Below are 17,612 nucleotides of genomic sequence, written 5' to 3'. Positions count from 1 at the left end.
CCACCCCGGAAGCCGTGATTCGCCCTCAAGCGTGAGGACATGTCGATAAACCCCTTTCGCCACCTTTCCTTGATCAGCGGGGCGGGTCCGGCCAGGTGGGGGCGACTGCACCCCAAGCGCCGTAAGAGGTGAACCGTTCCGGCGGCTTCCCGGCCGATCCGCCCACCCCGGGCGTGCCGCGCCTGCCACCCCTTCCCTTTTTCGAACGCACGTACGAACATAAATCCATGGCCACCATCGACCGGCAGGCCACGACCCTGGCCCTCGCCCACGCCCTGTCCGCCGCCGAGCGCGGACTGGCCGTCATCCCCCTCTCCCGGACGAAACTCCCGGCCCTGCGCTCCCCCCACCGCCTCGACCCCGTGCCGCTGCCCTGCCACGGCGAATGCGGCCGCTTCGGACACGGCGTGTACGACGCCTCGACCGACCCCGACCGGGTCCGCGCGCTCTTCGCCGCCGCGCCCTGGGCCACCGGCTACGGCATCGCCTGCGGACTGCCCCCGCACCACCTGATCGGCATCGACCTGGACACCAAGTCCGGCACGGACGCCTCCGCGGCCCTGCGGGAACTCGCCCTGCGGCACCTGTTCACGATCCCGCCCACGGTCGTCGTCACCACCCCGAGCGGCGGCCGTCACCTCTGGCTGACCGGCCCCCCGGACGTCGTCGTCCCGAACTCCGCCGGCCGCCTCGCCCCCGGCATCGACGTCCGGGGCGCCGGCGGCTACCTCGTCGGCCCCGGCTCCCGCACCGAGCACGGCGCGTACGGCACGGCCCCCGGCACCGCGCACCTGCCTCCGGCGACGTGCCCCCCGGCCCTGCTACGCCTCCTCCTGCCACCCCCGCACACCCCCACACGGCCCTCCCCCTCCTCCGGCGACCACGGCCAGGGCCTGATCCACTTCGTCCTCTCCGCACACCGCGGCCAGCGCAACACCCGCCTCTTCTGGGCCGCCTGCCGCGCCTACGAGAACGGCATCGGCCCCGACCTGGTCGCCCCCCTGGTCGACGCGGCCTGCACCACCGGCCTCACCGAACGGGAGGCCCGGGCGACGATCGCTTCGGCGGCGCGGTTGACGCGGGGGCGTGGGTGATGGACCCCCGCCCACGCCGAAGAGGCGCCCCGGTACGGAGCGCCCCTTCGGACATCTGGCGGTGGGTGTGGGATTTGAACCCACGGTGACTCGCGCCACGACGGTTTTCAAGACCGTTCCCTTAGGCCGCTCGGGCAACCCACCTCCGCCCCGTCCACCAGGGACGGAGCGGGTTACAGCGTACCGGCCCCGTGGGTCTCGCGGGGGCGAGGGCCGCACCAGGTCCCGTTTGGCGCGGGTGTCAGGCCTGACAGCCGAGCTTCTTCTTGTAGGCGTCGAAGTAGGCCGGGACGAGCTTCTCCAGCTGGGCTTGCGACTTACGGTTCCATCTAATGTCGTTGACCTCGACGGACAGCACGTCACCTTCCTCGCTGACTCCAGGGCACGGAATGACGGTTGCCACCCCAAAGTTCCAGGATGCGTATCTATCGCCCTTGAAGTAGCGCAGACCCTTCACATCGTAGAACTCGAAGAGGTCGCGCAGCTCGTATCCACTCTCACGCCAGTCGGCGTCACTCACCACGGAGTCGTTCCCGTCCACATACATGTGGCAGAACTGGCCTTCCGCAAGTGTATCGCCACCAGTGTCCTGCTCCAGCTTGTCACCGTCGTCGAGCAGAGATTCCAACACGTCTTTGTCGACGGGAATGCCACACATATTGTCCGGGACGGGATACGAGAGCCCCTCATCATCCGACGAGCCGCACGCGGCAAGAGCCGCCGCGAGAAAAGCTGCGGTGAGCAGGCGGGCCGAGCGTTGGAGGTGTCTCACGTTCCGTCTCCCGAGGAGTTCCACTGAGCACCCTCGCTATGGCTCACACCCGCTTGAGTGCGAACCCCTAGATCGATGCTCTCTCTCGTTTTCGGGTCGATGCCCCCATGGCGGTCGAAGTAGCTGGCAACGGCTGCCGCTGATGCATCCACCACAGCGGTCCGCCCCTTCGAGTAATCCGCACCGGCAGCGTGTTCAGCTTCAGTGGTGGTGTCCTGCTTCACGCTCTCCACGATGCTTTCGGATACATCCTCCGCAACCCAGTTGATGGGTTCTCCCACGACGGAGAAGGGTGCGGGAATGGCTCCCGTCCCCAGGCCTACAATCCGGTTCACCCACTTAGCGTTGTCGGCCGCCGCATCGTTGAAAGCCTTGTCATCGGCAGTATGGTAGTCGTAGATCGCGTCAGCCCGCGCGTTGCTCATAACTCCGGCAATGGCAGCACCCGGCGCAACCAGATGGCCGACGCGGGCGCTGTCTTCTGGGCTGAGTCCCTTCCCCTCCGCTTCCAGAAAAGCGTGAACCACGTTCGCGGTGTATGCCTGCTGCGCGGCAGTGATGGCGCTGTACGCGTCCGGATCCTGCCCGACCAGACCGAGGAACTTCTGAGCATTTCCGGGATCCAGGTTGGCAGCTGCGCCATTGACTGGGAAAAGTCTGCTGTCACCTGGCTCCTGGTACACCATCCGCTGGAAGTCCCCCATGTAATCCGCCGAGATATGCCCCAGGCTGTCCCGCAGCGCATAAAGCGGCCCGGTCTCTTCCTCCTCCAGCTCTCCGTTCATGTTGTGCGTCAGCAAGTCCGGATGCGCCGCGAACTTCTCCACGATGTCGTGGACCAGCTTGGCCTGCGCTTCGCTGTGCTTAATCGACGGGTCGGCAGTGTCGCTGTCGTACGGACGACCTGTCGTCGCCGCCTCCAGCGCGTGGCCGAGGGCGTCAGGCCCGAAGTTGAGAGCCTTCTTCGTCGCCTCCTCATCCGCCAGGACATTGGCGGCGTTCGTGTCGATCGTCCACTCGAAGTCCTTGTTCGTGAAGAGGTCGAGGTAGGACTTGAAGTCCGTCTTCTCCCCGGACTTGATCGTGCCGTCCTCGTTGTACGCCGTGGGCGGCTGCGTGAAGAATTGCTCGGCTGCCTCAGGACTGTGTCCAAGGGCCTCCAGCACGCTGTTCAGCGGGTCGTTGCCAGTGCCAAGCTTCCCGGAGGGGTTGAATCCGTAACCGTCGTCGCTGCCCTCTGGCTTGTTCGCCATGAAGCGGTGCGGATTGTCCTGGTGCAGCTGCGTGACGTGCTCCGCGATGGGCGTCAGGAACGCAGGGTCGTAGTTGCCGTAGCGGAGCAGGCCACCCAGCACCTGGTAGCCGTAGGGTCGGCTGAACATGCCGCGCTCCCACTCGATCTCCTGGGTGCCCAGCTTGCGGAACTCCGCGCCCCACCACGTCGGCAGATGCTGCCGGTCGCCCTTGATGCTCTGCGGGGTGTACGGGTCGGTCGCGTTGGCCAGGGCGTGGCCCATGTACTTCTGGAGGTCCTGCACTCCGGCCAGCCGCGTCTTGCTCGCGTCCTCGCTGGTGCCGTCGATCGACATGGCGCCGTAGAACTCGAGCGTCTGCCGGGGCCCGCCCAGCCCCTGGAAGAACTCGGTGGCGAACTCGCCGTCCACCTCGCGCCCGTTGTGGCGCAGCAGCCGGTTGAGCTCGGCGAGTTCCTGGTCGCTCATGTTCTCGCGCTTCTTGGCGAGTTCCAGGGCGCGTTCGACCTGGGCGTCGTTGAGCGAGTCGTACTTCGCGTGGCCGGCGTTGTACGGGTCGTTTCCGTGGGTGCGCGACAGGGCCAGCTTGGTGGATACGTCGATGTCGTTGGCGTGGGAGACCTTGGTGGTGATCGAGTCGGCGTACCGCTGCCGTTCCTCGAGGTTCTTGTCGTCCTTCGCGCTGGTGCCCGGCATGACGTGGGCGTCGACGCTGACCGTTCCGTCGCCGTTGTCCCGGACCGTGTAGCCCTTCTCCTTGGCCTCCGCGGTGAGGGTGCGCACGCTCTTCTGCAGTGCCTCGAGTTCGCGGTGCGCGTCGTCGAGGACCTTGTAGATGCCGTTGGCCTCCACGTGGAGGTCCGCGAGTTCCTTGGCGGTCTTGCTCACGAACTGGCGGGTGACGCCCGCGTTCACGCCTTCCCAGCGCGCCTGGTCGGCCTTCTTCTGGAGGTTGTCGCGTGCGTCGGTCTCCAGCTGCTTCAGGTTGTCGACGGCCTTCTTCCAGTCGGAGACGGCCGTACCCAGCTTGCCGAGGTCGACCTGCATGAGGTCGTGGTAGGTGAGGGACATTCCCGAGCCTCCCCGTGCTACTTGAAGTACTTGTCGAGCTCGGAAGCGGGCAGCGCGGAGCCGTCGCGGCTCTTGATCACAGCGGCGATCTTGGCGTCGTCGTTGGCGTGCAGCTTCTTGCTGTAGTCCAGGTGGTTGGAGATGTGGGCGCAGGCCTGACGGACCGCTTTCACCTGGCTCTCCCAGACCGTCAGGGTCGTCATGAGTTCACCGCCCATGGTGAAGTTCGACCTGGACAGCTCCGACGCCGCCTGGTGCGTGGAGCCGGCGTTGTCTGAGTTCATGCCGGCGCCAGCGATGTCGACCTTCTTCTCCAGATCGCTGTGCAGGACGAACGCCGCGTGCCCCACGGCTCCGAGGTCGTCCTGCTGCACGACCAGATCGGGGGCGCCGCCGGGGCCCCCTCCTGCCGCGGGCGCCTGGTTCAGTTGCATGTGCGTCGAGTGACGTTCGGCAGTCTGCTGTTTCAGCTGCTCCCACTCGTCCCATGCCATGGGTCCGCTCCCCCCGTTGCCGTCAGTCAAAGGGTCGTGCCGGTTGTTCTTGGAGTGCGCGCGTCAGAGGCTATCGCGGTTGCAACTGCTCACGGGGCGGTGGGACGGGCCTGGATCGGGCTCGGGCCGGGCTTGGGATGGGGAATCCGATTCGCGCACCCGGTGCGAGGGCGGATCGCGGCGGATACGGCGGATGAGTCGGAGAGTCGGATGAGTCGGAGAGTCGGATGCGGCGGTCGCGGCGGATCGCGGCGGTCGGAGACGGGACGAGCCGATGCGCCGGACTCTCGCTCCGGGGCATCGGCTCATCGGGGTGTGGTGCGCCGCACCGCCGCCGCCCGCGCGAAGCGGGCGAGCGGTCCCGGCGCGGGAGGGCTCGGTGTGTCAGCTGTCGCCCACGCGCGAGCCCAGCGTCAGCTCCACGGTGCGGGTCTTGCCGTCGCGTTCGTAGGTGATCGTGACCCTGTCGCCGGGCTTGTGGGTCCAGATCTCGCCGATCAGGGTGGGGCCGCTGTCGATCACCGTGTCGTCGAGCTTGGTGATCACGTCGCCGGGCTTCAGGCCCGCCTCGTCCGCGGGGCCGCCCGCCTCGACCGGGTCGGAGCCGCCGGCGCCGGTGTCGGTGATCTTGGCGCCGTCGGTGGTGTCCTCCAGCGAGACGGAGGCGCCGATCTTGGCGTAGACCGGCTTGCCGGTGCGGATCAGCTCCTGCGCGACGTACTTCGCCTGGTTGATCGGGATGGCGAAGCCGAGGCCGATCGAGCCGGACTGACTGGTGCCGCCCAGGCCGTTGCCGGCGGACTGGATCGCGGAGTTGATGCCGATGACGTTGCCCTTGGCGTCCAGCAGCGGGCCCCCGGAGTTGCCGGGGTTGATCGATGCGTCCGTCTGGAGGGCGCTCATGTAGGACGCCTGGCTTCCGGTGCCGTCGCTGGAGGCGACCGGGCGGTTCTTGGCGCTGATGATGCCGGTGGTCACCGTGTTGGACAGGCCGAAGGGGGCGCCGATGGCGATCGTGGAGTCGCCGACGGCCACCTTGTCGGAGTCGCCCAGGGTGAGCGGCTTGAGACCCGAGGGGGCGTTCTTGAGCTTGATCACCGCCACGTCGTAGCCCTGCGCGTTGCCGACGACCTCGGCGTCGTACTTCTTGCCGCTCGGGAAGGTCGCGGTCAGCCTGCCGCCGTCCACCGCGTCCGCGACGACGTGGTTGTTGGTGACGATGTGGCCCTCGGTGTCGAAGACGAACCCGGTGCCGGTGCCGCCCTCGCCGCTGCTGCTCTCCGCCTCGATGGTGACCGTGCTGGGCAGCGCCTTGGCGGCCACGGCCGCGATGGTGCCCGGGTCGCGCTTGAAGTCGCCGCCGCTGTCGGAGGCGGAGACGGTCGTGGAGCTGGAGCTGTCGTCGTTCCGCGCCAGCGTGTAGCCGAGGCCGCCGCCCAGGCCGCCCGCGACCAGCGCGGCCACGAGGACGGCGGCGACCAGGCCGCCGCGGCCCCGCTTGGGCCCGGGCGCCGACGGCTGCTGGTACGCGGCTCCCCAGGGGGCGCCCGGTCCGGCACCGCCGGGACCGTCGGCGCCGTAGACCGGGGCCGCCGGGTTCTGCGCGGGGCCGCTCGGCGGCTGCGGGGGCGGCCAGCTGCTGTCGGGGGCCGATCCGGAACCGGCGGGCGCGCCGTACGCGGAGCCGCCCGCGGGCGAGGCGCCGCCCTCCGGGGCGGACGGGGCGGGGGCGTGCGCCGGGGGCTGTTCGGGTGCCGCGTGCGGGGCGGGGGCGTGCGCCGGGGGCTGTTCGGGTGCCGCGTGCGGGCCGGGGGGCGTAGTCGTGTCCGCCTGGGGGGAGGCTGCGGGGGTGTCCACCGGCACGGGAGGTGCGGACGGGGCCGGGGGTACCGCAGTGCCCTCGTTCTCGGTGCTCACAGCTCTTCTCCTCGATCCTCGGTCACGCAGCTGTGCCGGTGTTCTCGTATGCCGTTTTGTATGCCGTCAGCTTTTCCCACGGCCCGTCAGGGCACCATAAGCCGTGCCTGTGCGTCCACGGTCACTCTTTATATAGGATCTTTCCACCGCAAGCGCCGCATCTCAGGCGCCCTGGAAGCCCCATCGGACCGACGGCTACCCCGTCCCGGTGGCACCATGACGCGGTGACCCCTGCACGACAGCACCGGATTCAAGTCGTCGCTCACCGCGGGGCCTCCGAGGAGGCCCCCGAGCACACCCTGGCCGCGTACCGGAAAGCGATCGAGGACGGGGCCGACGCCCTCGAATGCGATGTACGGCTGACCGCGGACGGCCATCTGGTCTGTGTGCACGACCGCCGGGTCAACCGTACGTCGAACGGCCGCGGAGCCGTCTCCGCGCTGGAGCTCGCCGACCTCGCCGCGCTGGATTTCGGCTCCTGGAAGAAGACGCCCGCGGGCCGCGCGCGGGATGAGGACCCGGACTGGGAGCACCGCCCCGAGGACCCTGCCGAGACCTCCGTACTGACCCTGGAGCGGCTGCTGGAACTGGTCGCCGACGCCGGGCGCCGCGTGGAGCTGGCCATCGAGACCAAGCACCCCACGCGGTGGGCGGGCCAGGTCGAGGAGCGGCTGCTGATGCTCCTGAAGCGGTTCGGCCTGGACTCCCCGGACACCCCGGAGGAATCCCCGGTACGGATCATGAGCTTCTCGGCGCGCTCGCTGCGCCGCGTCCAGACCGCCTCCCCGACCCTCCCGACCGTCTATCTGATGCAGTTCGTCTCGCCCCGGCTGCGCGACGGCCGGCTGCCCGAGGGGATCCGGATCGCCGGCCCCTCGATCCGGATCGTCCGCAACCATCCGTCGTACGTCGAACGGCTGCGGCGGGCCGGGCACCAGGTGCACGTGTGGACCGTGAACGAGCCGGACGACATCGACCTCTGCGTCGAGCTGGGAGTGGACGCGATCATCACCAACCGTCCCGGCGCGGTGCTGCGACGGCTCGGTCGCTGAGGGAGGCGCGGGGCGCGCGGTTGACCGAAATGCTCGTGCTTGTCGATCTCGCGAAGGACCACCCCCGGTGATCGTCACAGGGAGTGCTCCGGCGCGTTCGGTATGTATTCGATCGTTGCGAGTGCGTCACCGGTCGGGAATCGGCCGGTTTCCGGTACAGGCCAATGGGGCATCCACACCGTGGCGTGGGGCGAAGGAGGTCTCGGGGGTGGCGTTGGTGGTGGCACAGGAGGTGCCCACGTCGTCGAGCATGGCCGTACCCCATGGCCCTGCGGGCGTGGGGGAAGCACGGCACCGGATGCGTGATCAGTTGCGCAGAAGCGGTGTGGCCGAATCAGTCATCGACGATGCCGTACTGATCCTTTCCGAACTTCTGAGCAATGCGTGCAAACATGGCCGCCCGCTGGGCAACGCGCTCGCCGGGGACGGGGACGTACGGGCCGCCTGGCGCGTGGACCCGAGCGGCCGGCTGGTCGTCGAGGTGACGGACGGCGGCGGCCCGACCCGCCCGGCCCCGGCCACCCCGTCGGTCACCGCCCACGGGGGCCGCGGGCTGAACATCATCACCGCCCTGGCCGACGACTGGGGGGTCCGGGACGAGGTCCACGGCGAGGTCACCGTATGGGTCGTGGTCCACGCGGACGTTCATGATCCGGATGCCGGGCGGCGCCGCGACGATTTCGCTACGCGCGTCACCGCTCCCGCGGTGGCCGCCATGCCGGAGCTGGACTTCGCGGACGCCTTCGACGACCTGGACTGACCGAGCGGTTCGACCGAGCACGCTGCGCGAGCACGCCGCGCGAGCAGTCCGAGCGAGCAGTCCGGAGGAGAGTTCGGACGAGCGGTCCGCCCGACCGGTTCGACCGATCGGCTTCGACCGGCGGACCGACTCGTCCACAGGGTCCCGTCGGCCATGGCGCAAACGGCTAGGCTCCCCGCGTACGACGAGACGAGCCGTCACCGGGAGACACCCACCATGGCGAAGAAGCGACCCCAGACGAAGGCCAAGCGGCCGCAGATCACCGACGGTGAGATCCCGGTCGTCGGCGCCCGCGAGCCCTGTCCCTGCGGCAGCGGCCGCCGCTACAAGGCGTGTCACGGCCGGGCCGCCGCCCAGGCCGTGACCGAGCTGGTGCACCGCCCGTTCGAGGGACTGCCCGGCGAGTGCGACTGGGTGGCCCTGCGCGAGCTGGTGCCCGCCGCCACCGCCGAGCTGACGCTGAAGGGCGGCCTGCCCGAGGGCGTCCCCTCGGTCACCCTGGCCACGGTCCTGCCGATGGCCTGGCCCGCGCTGCGCCGCGAGGACGGCTCGGTGCTGCTGGGCCTGCAGAACGACACGGCGTCCGGCGACATCAGCCGCGATCTCGCCGACACCCTCCAGCGCGCGCTTCAGGCCAAGCCCGGCACCCCCGTGCAGGGCCGCCGCGCGCCGGCCGACGGCCCGCGCCTTCAGGACCTGATCGACCCCGAGGGCGCCTTCGAGCCGGTGGTGCACAGCGGCTTCGAGTTCTGGGTCCCGGACCCGCAGAACGCCACCCCGGACGTGTCCGCCTCACTGGAGCGCGCCAACGCCGCGGCCATCCCGACCGTCAAGCTGACCGGCGTCGACGCCGCGTACTGGTGCGAGACCCCGGAGAAGAACCACCTCCGCTGGGTCATGCCGCACCCGGAGGAGCGGCTTCTGGACGCCCTCGCGCGACTGCACGCCGCGGGCCGCTCCAACCTCGGCGAGGGCACCCGTCTGGTGGGTTCCTTCCGCGCTCACGGGCTCACGGTCCCGGTCTGGGACCTGCCGAGCGGGATCTCCGCCGAGGACATCGAGAAGCCGGCGGCCGAGTTCGCCGAGCGCCTGGCCGCCGCCCTCGCCACGGAGGAACCGCTGACCGCCGAGGAGCGCCGGGCGCGCGGCGGACTGACCAACCGCCAGGTCACGCTCAGCTGACGCACACCGCGGGCACCCGGGTCCGGCTGACCGGTCGGTCAGCCGGACCCGGGCCCGTACCCACCGGTGACTCCGGTCACAACTCCCGCTGGAGCAAGGCGAGTCGGTGTCCGAATAGCCGAGGGAAACGCGAGATCGAATTTGCGAACTGCCGATCTCTTGTTACCGTTCCAGTAGCCCGGTTGCTGGTGCATCCCCCGTCGCCAGCAACCGGGTCTTTTCATCCGCGATCCGCGGGTACGGCGCGCCGCCGTACGTCAACTGCCCGTGACCGGTGCCGAGTTGCTGCCGACCCGCAGCAGCAGCGGCCCCCGGCCACCCCGCTCCGCGAACTCCGCGACCGCCGTGTACTGCGCCGCCTCGCCCCGCGCGGCCTCACGCGGCGTCTCACAGCTCGCCGGCTCGTCCCCGGCATCCACCGCACAGCGGATCTGCACGGTTCGGTCGGCGGGGCCCATCAGGGTCAGTACGGCGTCCAGGGCGTGGCCGGTGGCATTGCGGTAGTAGGTGCGCGCCCAGGTCTCCTCGTCCCGCGTCAGCACACAGGTCTGCGCCTCGACGCCCTCGGGCGCGGTGAGTTCGGGGCCGCAGCGGGCGGCGGTGGCCGGACCGAGCCCGAGCGGGGAGGGGGAGCGCAGGTCGTCGAGCACCGCATCACCTCCGACGGGGGGCGCCTCGTCGTCCCCGGTGCTCTCGTCGCCCCGGCCGGCGGATTCCTCCGCGCCGGCACCCTCGCGATCACCGGTGCCCTCCCGGCCGGCGGCACGCTCCCGGTCCCCGGCGTCATCAGGCGAACCGATCACCGAGGAGCCCCCGGCCCTCGCCGCCTCCCGGGAACCCACCGACCCAGCGGACGCGACCGCCAGCGGCACCCCAAGGGCGCACACCACCGCACCCGCCAGCGCGAGCAGCCGGATCCGGCGGGCCCGCGGCCCGCCGCGGCGCATCGCACGGGACCTGCGGCGCCCGGGAAACCGCGATCCATGGCGTCCGGGAAACCGCGGCCCACGACGCCCGGAATTCCGCGATCCATGGCGTCCGGGCGTTCGGGACCCGTCGCGTCCGGGCGTTCGGGGTCCGGACCCGTGGCCCGCAGAGTGACGCAGCATGGTCGGGACGATAACGACGCCGGCCGCGCGCCCGGTTCCGCGCGCGCCCGACACCCTAGAACTCGGGCGCGCTCACACCCGTACGAGTGAGGGCGTCGACGACGGCGTCCACGACGGCCTCCACGTCCGGCACCCAGGGCGCGGCCGAGCCGGGCAGCGGGGCGCGTTCCCAGCGGATGCGCCCCTGGCCGGTCTCGGAGGGGGGCAGCGCGAGATAGCCGCCCTCGCCGTGGAAGCGCAGCGAGCCGGGGACGAAGTCCTTGGCGTACAGCAGTTCGCCCAGCTGCTCCATGGAGTACGGGCGGACGAGCACGGCCCAGCGGGTCTGCGAGGCGACGACGGGGCCGAGGCGCATGCCCTGCCGGTCGAGTGCGGCCAGGGCGCGGGCGGCGGCGGGCGCCGGCAGGCTCACCGCGCACGGGGCCTTGCCCCCGGTGGCCAGGATGATCGGGGCCGTCGGCCGGTTGCTCCACCACCAGCGCACCATGCGCGCGTCGGTGGTGGCCGCGAGCAGGCCGGGGTCGAAGGGGTGGGCGCCGGGCACCGAGCACTCCGGGTCCGGGCAACCGCAGCGGTCGCGCCCCTGCGGGTCGGCCGCCACGCCCGGGAGTACGGGCCACTGCCATTCCGTCGCGAAGGTCAGGGCCGCGTCGATCACCTCACGGCTCCCGTCGTTCCGCCTGGACAGGAGCCTGCGTCGCCTTCCGAGGATCTCGCGCATGAGCGCTCGTTCCTTTCCGTTGCACGCCTGGCAACACCGTGGTCCACATCACATCATGTGTCGATCACTTCACTGTGCGTACCTGCTGGCGCATCACACCCCTGCGTCGAAGCGCGGGGAACCCCTCAGGGCCGAGCGTTGGCTGCCTCCGCCCGGTGCGTCTTTCACAAGCATGGGCGTGGCGTGGGGTGGCGAAGTGTGGCGTTTCGCCGTCTCGCGTATTTCTCTCCGCCGCCGCCACGGGAGGATGGGGCACGGTCGTCGGTGGATAGGACGCCCGGGTCCGTCGCCAGGTTCCGGGCGGTTCCCAACCACCCCTGGCCTTCACCGAGTACGTACCCATCACGACCGCTGTGACGCTCCGTCGAGCAAGCCCAGTCGACCGCAATATGCGCTTACACGGGGCAGTTTTAAGCCAACTTTGCCTTTCCGCAAGGGATCTGGCTCCAGATCCCACAAATCCCACAGACACCAGGAATCCCACCAGGACAATGCTGGACATCTCCTCGCGACTGCGTGTACATGTGGAGACATTGCCAGCGGCGCAGATTGACATGGGGGTTTGCGATGCTTTTGAGCAATACGCACCGGTCGGAAAGCCGGACGCCATGAACGCCCCGCACCCTCCGAAAGTGGCCGGAATCGATTCAACGGTTCCCGCCCCCGCACACACTGTCGCGTCCGCGTCGCTGGCCACGGGCGTCCCCGCCGCCGCCACCGGACCGGGAGCCCTCCTCCAGGACCGGCTCGCCGGCTGGGTCTCGGATCTCACCACCCTCCACGAACTCACCGAACGCCTGGCCCGCACCGGCTCCCTCGCGGACGCGCTCCAGGAAGTGCTGCGTGCGGGAGCCGTCCTCGTGGGCGCCCGGCGCGGACTCGTCGTCCTGGAACCCGCCGACGGCCATGACCCCCGCAGCACCGTCGGCCTGGGCCTCGGCGCGTCGGATCTCGGCCATCTGGAGACCGTCCCGCACGGTGCCCTGCCGTACGCCGACCTGCTGGACGTGCCCCCCGGCCGGCCCGGCGGCGTCACGGAGAGCGTCCACCCCGACCTGTTCGCCGAGGAGGGGCTCGATCCCCGCCACCGCGAGGTGGCCGCCCGCCTCGGCTACGCCGCCAGCTACGCCGTCCCCCTGTCCACCGAGACCACCGGCCGCCTCGGCGCCGCCGTCTGGCTGTACGACGAGCCCGCCGAGCCCCTGGAGCGCCGGCGCCACCTCGTCGGTCTGTACGTCCGCTACGCCACCGAGCACCTCGCCCGGCTGATCGAGGTCGAGCGCACGCGCGCGTCCATGACGACGATCGCCGAGGAACTGCTCCCCTCGCGGCTGCCCCGGGTCTCCGGGGTGCAGCTCGCCGCGCGGCACCGCAGCGGTCCGCGCGGAGGCGGCGACTGGTACGACGCGCTGCCGCTGCCGGACGCGGCCCTCGGGCTCGCCGTCGGGTCCGTCACCGGTTCGGGGCCGAGCGCGATCGCCGCGATGGGCCGGCTGCGCGCGTCGCTGAGGGCGTACGCCGTGATGGAGGGCGAGGACCCGGTCGCCGTCCTGTCCGACCTGGAGCTGCTGCTCCGGCTGACCGAACCGGCCCGCTCGGCGACCGCGCTGTTCGCGTTCTGCGAGCCCGCGCTGCGGAAGATCACGCTGGCCGGGGCCGGGCACACCCCGCCGCTGCTGATCGGCGAGCGCCGCACCGAGTTCGTGGAGACCTCCGTCTCCGCCCCGCTCGGCATGCTCGCCTGCTGGGAGGCGCCCAGCGTGGAGCTGCACGCCGCACCGGGAGAGACGGTTCTGCTGTACACGGACGGGCTGCTGCACCGCACCGGCGACCCCGTCGACCGCGCCTTCGCCCGGCTGCACGCGGCCGCCGCCGGCCTGCCCCGCACCAAGCGGCGCGACCCCGAGGCGATCGTCGATCACGTGCTGCGCACGATGCTGCCGGACGGGCTGGACGAGGCCGACCACGAGGAGGACGTCGTCCTGCTCGCGGCGCGCTTCGAGTGAGCGGGCGCCGACGGCTCCTTCGCCCCCTGGGCCTCCCCCTGTACGACCGTACGATGGGGGAGGTCCAGTGCCGTACCTAGGAGGATGACCGTGGCGGACGAGCTCACCCCGGAGACCCCGGAAGAGACCGAAGAGCCGATCAAGCAGCGGAAGAACGGACTGTACCCGGGCGTGTCCGACGAGCTGGCCGAGAACATGAGGTCCGGCTGGGCCGACACCGAGCTGCGTGACCTGGAGCCGATCCCCCAGGCCGACCGCACCGCCGCCCGCCGCGCCGCGCTGTCCGCCCGCTTCCCCGGCGAGCGCCTGGTGATCCCCGCCGGCAACCTGAAGACCCGCTCGAACGACACGGAGTACCCCTTCCGCGCGTCGGTCGAGTACGCCTACCTCACCGGCAACCAGACCGAGGACGGCGTCCTGGTCCTGGAGCCGACCGCCGACGGCCACGAGGCCACGATCTACCTGCTGCCCCGCTCCAACCGCGAGAACGGCGAGTTCTGGCTGGACGGCCAGGGCGAGCTGTGGGTCGGCCGCCGCCACTCCCTCACCGAGGCCGAGAAGCTGTACGGCATCCCCGCCTCCGACGTGCGCGAACTGACCGGCAAGCTGCGCGAGGCCACCGGCCCGGTGCGCGTCGTACGCGGCTACGACGCCGGTGTCGAGGCCGCGCTGACCGACAAGGTCACCGCCGAGCGCGACGAGGAGCTGCGGGTCTTCCTCTCCGAGATGCGCCTGGTCAAGGACGACTTCGAGATCGGCGAGCTCCAGAAGGCGGTCGACTCGACCGTGCGCGGCTTCGAGGACGTGGTGAAGGTCCTCGACAAGGCGCAGGCCACCAGCGAGCGGTACATCGAGGGCACGTTCTTCCTCCGCGCGCGCGTGGAGGGCAACGACGTCGGCTACGGCACCATCGCCGCCGCCGGTCCGCACGCCTGCACCCTGCACTGGGTGCGCAACGACGGGCCCGTGCGCTCCGGTGACCTGCTGCTGCTCGACGCCGGTGTGGAGACCCACACGTACTACACCGCCGACGTCACGCGCACGCTGCCGGTGAACGGCCGCTTCACGGAGATCCAGAAGAAGATCTACGACGCCGTGTACGAGGCCCAGGAGGCCGGGATCGCGGCGGTGAAGCCGGGCGCGAAGTACCGGGACTTCCACGACGCCGCCCAGCGCGTGCTGGCCGAGAAGCTGGTCGAGTGGGGGCTCGTCGAGGGGCCGGTCGAGCGGGTGCTGGAGCTGGGGCTCCAGCGGCGCTGGACGCTGCACGGCACCGGGCACATGCTCGGCATGGACGTCCACGACTGCGCCGCCGCGCGGACCGAGACGTACGTCGACGGCACCCTGGAGCCGGGCATGTGCCTGACCGTCGAGCCGGGGCTGTACTTCCAGGCCGACGACCTGACCGTGCCGGAGGAGTACCGGGGCATCGGGGTGCGGATCGAGGACGACATCCTCGTCACCGAGGACGGCAACCGGAACCTGAGCGCCGCGCTGCCGCGGCGGTCCGACGAGGTCGAGGAGTGGATGGCCTCGCTGAACGGCTGAGGCCGGACGGGGCGAGGGCCGGGTGCCATCGGGTGCCCGGCATGATCGGCGAGACACCCCCTGGTAGGGGGTGTCTCCCTAGGACGCCGTCATCAAGGGCGCGTTGTCGCGCCACTTGAGGATCTTGTCGAAGCTGACCACGGCGCCGCCGCGGCCCGGCCTGTTGGCGAAGTGGACGTGGTCGGCGAGTTCCCGGATGAGGCACAGGCCGCGGCCGTGCTCGGCGTCGTCGGCGGCGACACGGGCCGTACGGGAGGGGGCGTGGGCGAAGCCCGGGCCCGAGTCGGTGACCTCGATCCGGCATTTCTCGCCGTCGAGATAGGCGGTGACCCGGAACGCCCCGGAGGAACGGCCGCCGCCGTGCTCGACGGCGTTGGCGCAGGCCTCGGTGAGGGCGACGGAGAGGTCGTAGGAGACATCGGGGTCGACGCCCGCCGTCTCCATCGTGCCGAGCAGCAGACGCCGGGCGAGCGGCACGCTCGCGGCATCGCGCCGCAGATGGAGTGACCACCAGATGCTCATGCTCCAGCCTCCTGGGCGCCGTACGCGTGGCCGCGGCTCGACATACCGTTACGTATTACCGCGCGCACCCGCGTGTAAGCACTCGGTCAACGTGATGCCGCCCATACGGGGGATGTGCTGGGAGCGCCAATCGGTGTATGTGGGGCCGAATGCGTCAGTCGGTGATTTCGCGGACCTGGCGTAGGGCGGCCGTAAGGCCAGTGGGATGATGAGCCCGCCATGTCTGCCCCCCACCAGCGCTCGGCGCGCTCCGGAGGAGATCTCCGGGTTCTGCGGGCCGCGGTCTTCGCCGCGGTCTGCGTCGTGCTGGCCGCGGCCGGTCACGCGCTCGCTTCCTGCGCCGCGGTGCCGCTGTGGACGCTGGGCGTGGGCTTCCTCGGGGCCGTCCTCGTCGTCGCGCCGCTCGCCGGACGCGAGCGCTCGCTGCCGGGGATCGCGGCCCTGCTCACGGGCGGGCAGACGCTCCTGCACATGCTGTTCGGGCTGGGGCAGCACTCCACGGCGAGCACCGCGAACGCCGCGACGGCGGCCGACGCCTCGCTGGTCCAGCAGGCCGCGCGGCTGGTGTGCGGCACCACCGCCGCGGCCCTCAGCCCTGCCCAGGCCCGGCGCATCCTCGCGGACGCCCGCATCGAACCGGGCACGCATCTCGCGCACCAGCCGGGGGACGCCCTGTCCACCGTGCCGGGGTCCTGGGCGTCGCTGCTGCCGTCCCTGCCGATGCTGCTCTGCCATCTGCTGGCGGGTCTCGCCGCCGGGTGGCTGCTGCGGCGCGGGGATCTGGCGCTGCTGCGCATCCTCAGGCTGTCGGCGGAGGCCGTCGCCGAGGGGGCGCTCACAGGTTTTCTGCGCGGGGCGCTCGCGCTGGCGCGCGCTCTGTACGCCGGGCTCCCGGTCGCTCCGCACGCCGGTCCGCGCGTCCCGTGCGCCGCGGGGCCGGAAGTGCCCGGGCCCCGCACGCTCGCACTCCAGCACACGGTGATCCGGCGCGGCCCGCCGGTTGAGGGGTTCGTTCTCGCCGCCTGACGCGACCCTCGATCCGCCCGGACGGACCGTGTGGAGAGAGGCCGCCGTCGCGCGGCACGCGCGCGTGCGCAGCCGTCTTCCACGGCGCGGCCGTTTCGGCGACGGTACGAGCCGTCGTCCGGCGGTGCCGGCCGTCTTCGGCGGTGCCGGTCGTCCTCGGCCGTGGGTGCCGCTCCGCGCGCGTACGTACCTCTTCTCAGCAGTGGACCGTCAGCGGTCCATCACCGGTCTTTCACTCGAAGTGGAGTGCTCATCGCCATGAAGGCTTCCCGTATCGCCGCCGCCGGCGCCCTCGCCGCCTCGGCCGTCCTCGCCCTGTCCGTGCCCGCCTTCGCGCACGTCACCGTGCAGCCGGAGGGGACGGCCGCCAAGGGCGGCTACGCGATCGTGGACTTCCGCGTCCCGAACGAGCGGGACAACGCCTCGACCACCAAGCTGGAGATCAGCTTCCCGAGCGACCACCCGCTGACCTCGGCGCTGCCGGTGCCGGTCGACGGCTGGGACGTCAAGGTCACCAAGTCCAAGCTGGACAAGCCGATCGAGTCGCACGGCGAGAAGATCACCGAGGCCGTCTCCAAGATCACCTGGACGGCGAAGGACGACGGCATCGAGCCCGGCTTCCTGCAGAAGTTCCCCGTCTCCATCGGGCAGCTGCCCGAGGACGCCGACGAGCTGGTCTTCAAGGCGATCCAGACGTACTCCAACAAGGAGGTCGTGCGCTGGATCGAGGTGCCGCAGGAGGGTCAGGAGGAGCCGGAGAGCCCGGCGCCCGTGCTGACCCTGTCGGACGGCGAGGACGGCCACAGCCACGGTGCGGCCGGGGCGTCCTCCGGCTCCGGCGAGGAAAAGGCCGAGGAGGCGTCCGACGACGCCCAGGCGGCCGCGCAGTCCACCGGCTCCGAGGACTCCGGTGACTCCGGGGACGGCACCGACACCACCGCCCGCGTCCTCGGCGTCGTCGGCATCGTCGTCGGCGCGGCCGGGGTGGCGTACGGCGTCCTGGCCGGCCGCCGGCGTACCGACGCCTGAGGCTCATTCCGCTCTCCCCGTGGGCGCCGGGCCGCGGCCGGCCCCGGCGCCCACCG

Annotated in this window: 15 protein-coding genes and 1 tRNA gene; 8 read left to right on the top strand and 8 right to left on the bottom strand. The window is 71.0% G+C overall.

Features of this window, described 5'->3' with window-relative positions; all coding sequences use genetic code 11:
• Positions 1-227 precede the first annotated feature (227 nt).
• Positions 228-1,094, top strand: a complete 867-nt coding sequence (locus ACIG0D_RS17940) for a bifunctional DNA primase/polymerase (protein ID WP_399801515.1) — start codon at positions 228-230, stop codon at positions 1,092-1,094.
• A gap of 56 nt (positions 1,095-1,150) precedes the next feature.
• Here the strand turns inward: ACIG0D_RS17940 and ACIG0D_RS17935 are convergent.
• From ACIG0D_RS17935 to ACIG0D_RS17915, 5 genes are all read right to left on the bottom strand, one after another.
• A tRNA-Ser gene (locus ACIG0D_RS17935) sits at positions 1,151-1,238 on the bottom strand.
• A 97-nt stretch (positions 1,239-1,335) separates the two neighbouring features.
• Complete coding sequence (locus tag ACIG0D_RS17930) at positions 1,336-1,866, bottom strand: hypothetical protein (RefSeq protein WP_399801512.1); 531 nt, start codon at positions 1,864-1,866, stop codon at positions 1,336-1,338.
• Positions 1,863-4,190, bottom strand: coding sequence for a hypothetical protein (locus ACIG0D_RS17925; protein ID WP_399801510.1), 2,328 nt, complete (start codon positions 4,188-4,190; stop codon positions 1,863-1,865). Before ACIG0D_RS17925 ends, ACIG0D_RS17930 begins: the two co-directional genes overlap by 4 nt.
• Before the next feature lie 17 nt (positions 4,191-4,207).
• Complete coding sequence (locus tag ACIG0D_RS17920; protein WP_399801508.1) at positions 4,208-4,684, bottom strand: hypothetical protein; 477 nt, start codon at positions 4,682-4,684, stop codon at positions 4,208-4,210.
• A 384-nt stretch (positions 4,685-5,068) separates the two neighbouring features.
• Entirely contained in the window at positions 5,069-6,601 is a 1,533-nt protein-coding gene (locus ACIG0D_RS17915) for a S1C family serine protease (RefSeq protein ID WP_399801505.1), read from the bottom strand.
• Positions 6,602-6,825: 224 nt separating this feature from the next.
• Between ACIG0D_RS17915 and ACIG0D_RS17910 the strand changes: the two genes are divergently transcribed.
• The 3 genes from ACIG0D_RS17910 to ACIG0D_RS17900 all read left to right on the top strand — a co-directional run bounded on the left by ACIG0D_RS17910 (position 6,826) and on the right by ACIG0D_RS17900 (position 9,595).
• On the top strand, positions 6,826-7,653 hold the full coding sequence (locus ACIG0D_RS17910) for a glycerophosphodiester phosphodiesterase (protein ID WP_399801503.1): 828 nt from the start codon (positions 6,826-6,828) through the stop codon (positions 7,651-7,653).
• Between the two features lie 121 nt (positions 7,654-7,774).
• On the top strand, positions 7,775-8,413 hold the full coding sequence (locus ACIG0D_RS17905; protein ID WP_399801969.1) for an ATP-binding protein: 639 nt from the start codon (positions 7,775-7,777) through the stop codon (positions 8,411-8,413).
• A gap of 216 nt (positions 8,414-8,629) precedes the next feature.
• Positions 8,630-9,595 (top strand): DUF5926 family protein, encoded by a 966-nt coding sequence (locus ACIG0D_RS17900; protein WP_399801500.1) that lies wholly within the window; start codon positions 8,630-8,632, stop codon positions 9,593-9,595.
• A 257-nt stretch (positions 9,596-9,852) separates the two neighbouring features.
• Here the strand turns inward: ACIG0D_RS17900 and ACIG0D_RS17895 are convergent, their stop codons facing one another.
• Together ACIG0D_RS17895 and ACIG0D_RS17890 are read right to left on the bottom strand one after the other, a co-directional pair.
• Positions 9,853-10,542 carry a hypothetical protein gene (locus ACIG0D_RS17895; protein ID WP_399801497.1) on the bottom strand — a complete coding sequence of 230 codons (690 nt, stop codon included), beginning with the start codon at positions 10,540-10,542 and terminating at the stop codon, positions 9,853-9,855.
• A gap of 217 nt (positions 10,543-10,759) precedes the next feature.
• Positions 10,760-11,425 carry a bifunctional DNA primase/polymerase gene (locus tag ACIG0D_RS17890; protein ID WP_399801495.1) on the bottom strand — a complete coding sequence of 222 codons (666 nt, stop codon included), beginning with the start codon at positions 11,423-11,425 and terminating at the stop codon, positions 10,760-10,762.
• Positions 11,426-11,916: 491 nt separating this feature from the next.
• On the opposite strand from ACIG0D_RS17890, the gene ACIG0D_RS17885 reads away from it, so the two are divergent.
• Together ACIG0D_RS17885 and ACIG0D_RS17880 are read left to right on the top strand one after the other, a co-directional pair.
• Positions 11,917-13,431, top strand: a complete 1,515-nt coding sequence (locus tag ACIG0D_RS17885; protein WP_399801492.1) for a PP2C family protein-serine/threonine phosphatase — start codon at positions 11,917-11,919, stop codon at positions 13,429-13,431.
• A gap of 90 nt (positions 13,432-13,521) precedes the next feature.
• Positions 13,522-14,979, top strand: coding sequence for an aminopeptidase P family protein (locus ACIG0D_RS17880; protein ID WP_399801489.1), 1,458 nt, complete (start codon positions 13,522-13,524; stop codon positions 14,977-14,979).
• Positions 14,980-15,057: 78 nt separating this feature from the next.
• On the opposite strand, the gene ACIG0D_RS17875 is transcribed toward ACIG0D_RS17880, so the two are convergent.
• Complete coding sequence (locus tag ACIG0D_RS17875; protein ID WP_399801487.1) at positions 15,058-15,501, bottom strand: ATP-binding protein; 444 nt, start codon at positions 15,499-15,501, stop codon at positions 15,058-15,060.
• Positions 15,502-15,720: 219 nt separating this feature from the next.
• On the opposite strand from ACIG0D_RS17875, the gene ACIG0D_RS17870 reads away from it, so the two are divergent.
• Together ACIG0D_RS17870 and ACIG0D_RS17865 are read left to right on the top strand one after the other, a co-directional pair.
• Positions 15,721-16,527, top strand: a complete 807-nt coding sequence (locus ACIG0D_RS17870; RefSeq protein ID WP_399801484.1) for a hypothetical protein — start codon at positions 15,721-15,723, stop codon at positions 16,525-16,527.
• A gap of 258 nt (positions 16,528-16,785) precedes the next feature.
• A complete protein-coding gene (locus ACIG0D_RS17865; RefSeq protein ID WP_399801482.1) occupies positions 16,786-17,556 on the top strand; it encodes a YcnI family protein in 771 nt (256 codons plus the stop codon).
• The last annotated feature ends 56 nt before the right edge of the window (positions 17,557-17,612 follow it).

Origin of the sequence: Streptomyces sp. NPDC052773, from assembly GCF_044547145.1 — a bacterium.
Taxonomy (GTDB): domain Bacteria; phylum Actinomycetota; class Actinomycetes; order Streptomycetales; family Streptomycetaceae; genus Streptomyces.
This window is presented reverse-complemented; position numbering and strand designations above follow the sequence as displayed.

What these genes read in the sequence shown, in the direction of transcription:
- ACIG0D_RS17940 (WP_399801515.1), top strand. Translation starts at nt 228, where the DNA reads ATGGCCACCATCGACCGGCAGGCCACGACCCTGGCCCTCGCCCACGCC.
- ACIG0D_RS17925 (WP_399801510.1), bottom strand. Translation starts at nt 4,190, where the DNA reads ATGTCCCTCACCTACCACGACCTCATGCAGGTCGACCTCGGCAAGCTG.
- ACIG0D_RS17920 (WP_399801508.1), bottom strand. Translation starts at nt 4,684, where the DNA reads ATGGCATGGGACGAGTGGGAGCAGCTGAAACAGCAGACTGCCGAACGT.
- ACIG0D_RS17900 (WP_399801500.1), top strand. Translation starts at nt 8,630, where the DNA reads ATGGCGAAGAAGCGACCCCAGACGAAGGCCAAGCGGCCGCAGATCACC.
- ACIG0D_RS17895 (WP_399801497.1), bottom strand. Translation starts at nt 10,542, where the DNA reads ATGCGCCGCGGCGGGCCGCGGGCCCGCCGGATCCGGCTGCTCGCGCTG.
- ACIG0D_RS17890 (WP_399801495.1), bottom strand. Translation starts at nt 11,425, where the DNA reads ATGCGCGAGATCCTCGGAAGGCGACGCAGGCTCCTGTCCAGGCGGAAC.
- ACIG0D_RS17885 (WP_399801492.1), top strand. Translation starts at nt 11,917, where the DNA reads ATGCTGGACATCTCCTCGCGACTGCGTGTACATGTGGAGACATTGCCA.
- ACIG0D_RS17875 (WP_399801487.1), bottom strand. Translation starts at nt 15,501, where the DNA reads ATGAGCATCTGGTGGTCACTCCATCTGCGGCGCGATGCCGCGAGCGTG.
- ACIG0D_RS17870 (WP_399801484.1), top strand. Translation starts at nt 15,721, where the DNA reads ATGTCTGCCCCCCACCAGCGCTCGGCGCGCTCCGGAGGAGATCTCCGG.
- ACIG0D_RS17865 (WP_399801482.1), top strand. Translation starts at nt 16,786, where the DNA reads ATGAAGGCTTCCCGTATCGCCGCCGCCGGCGCCCTCGCCGCCTCGGCC.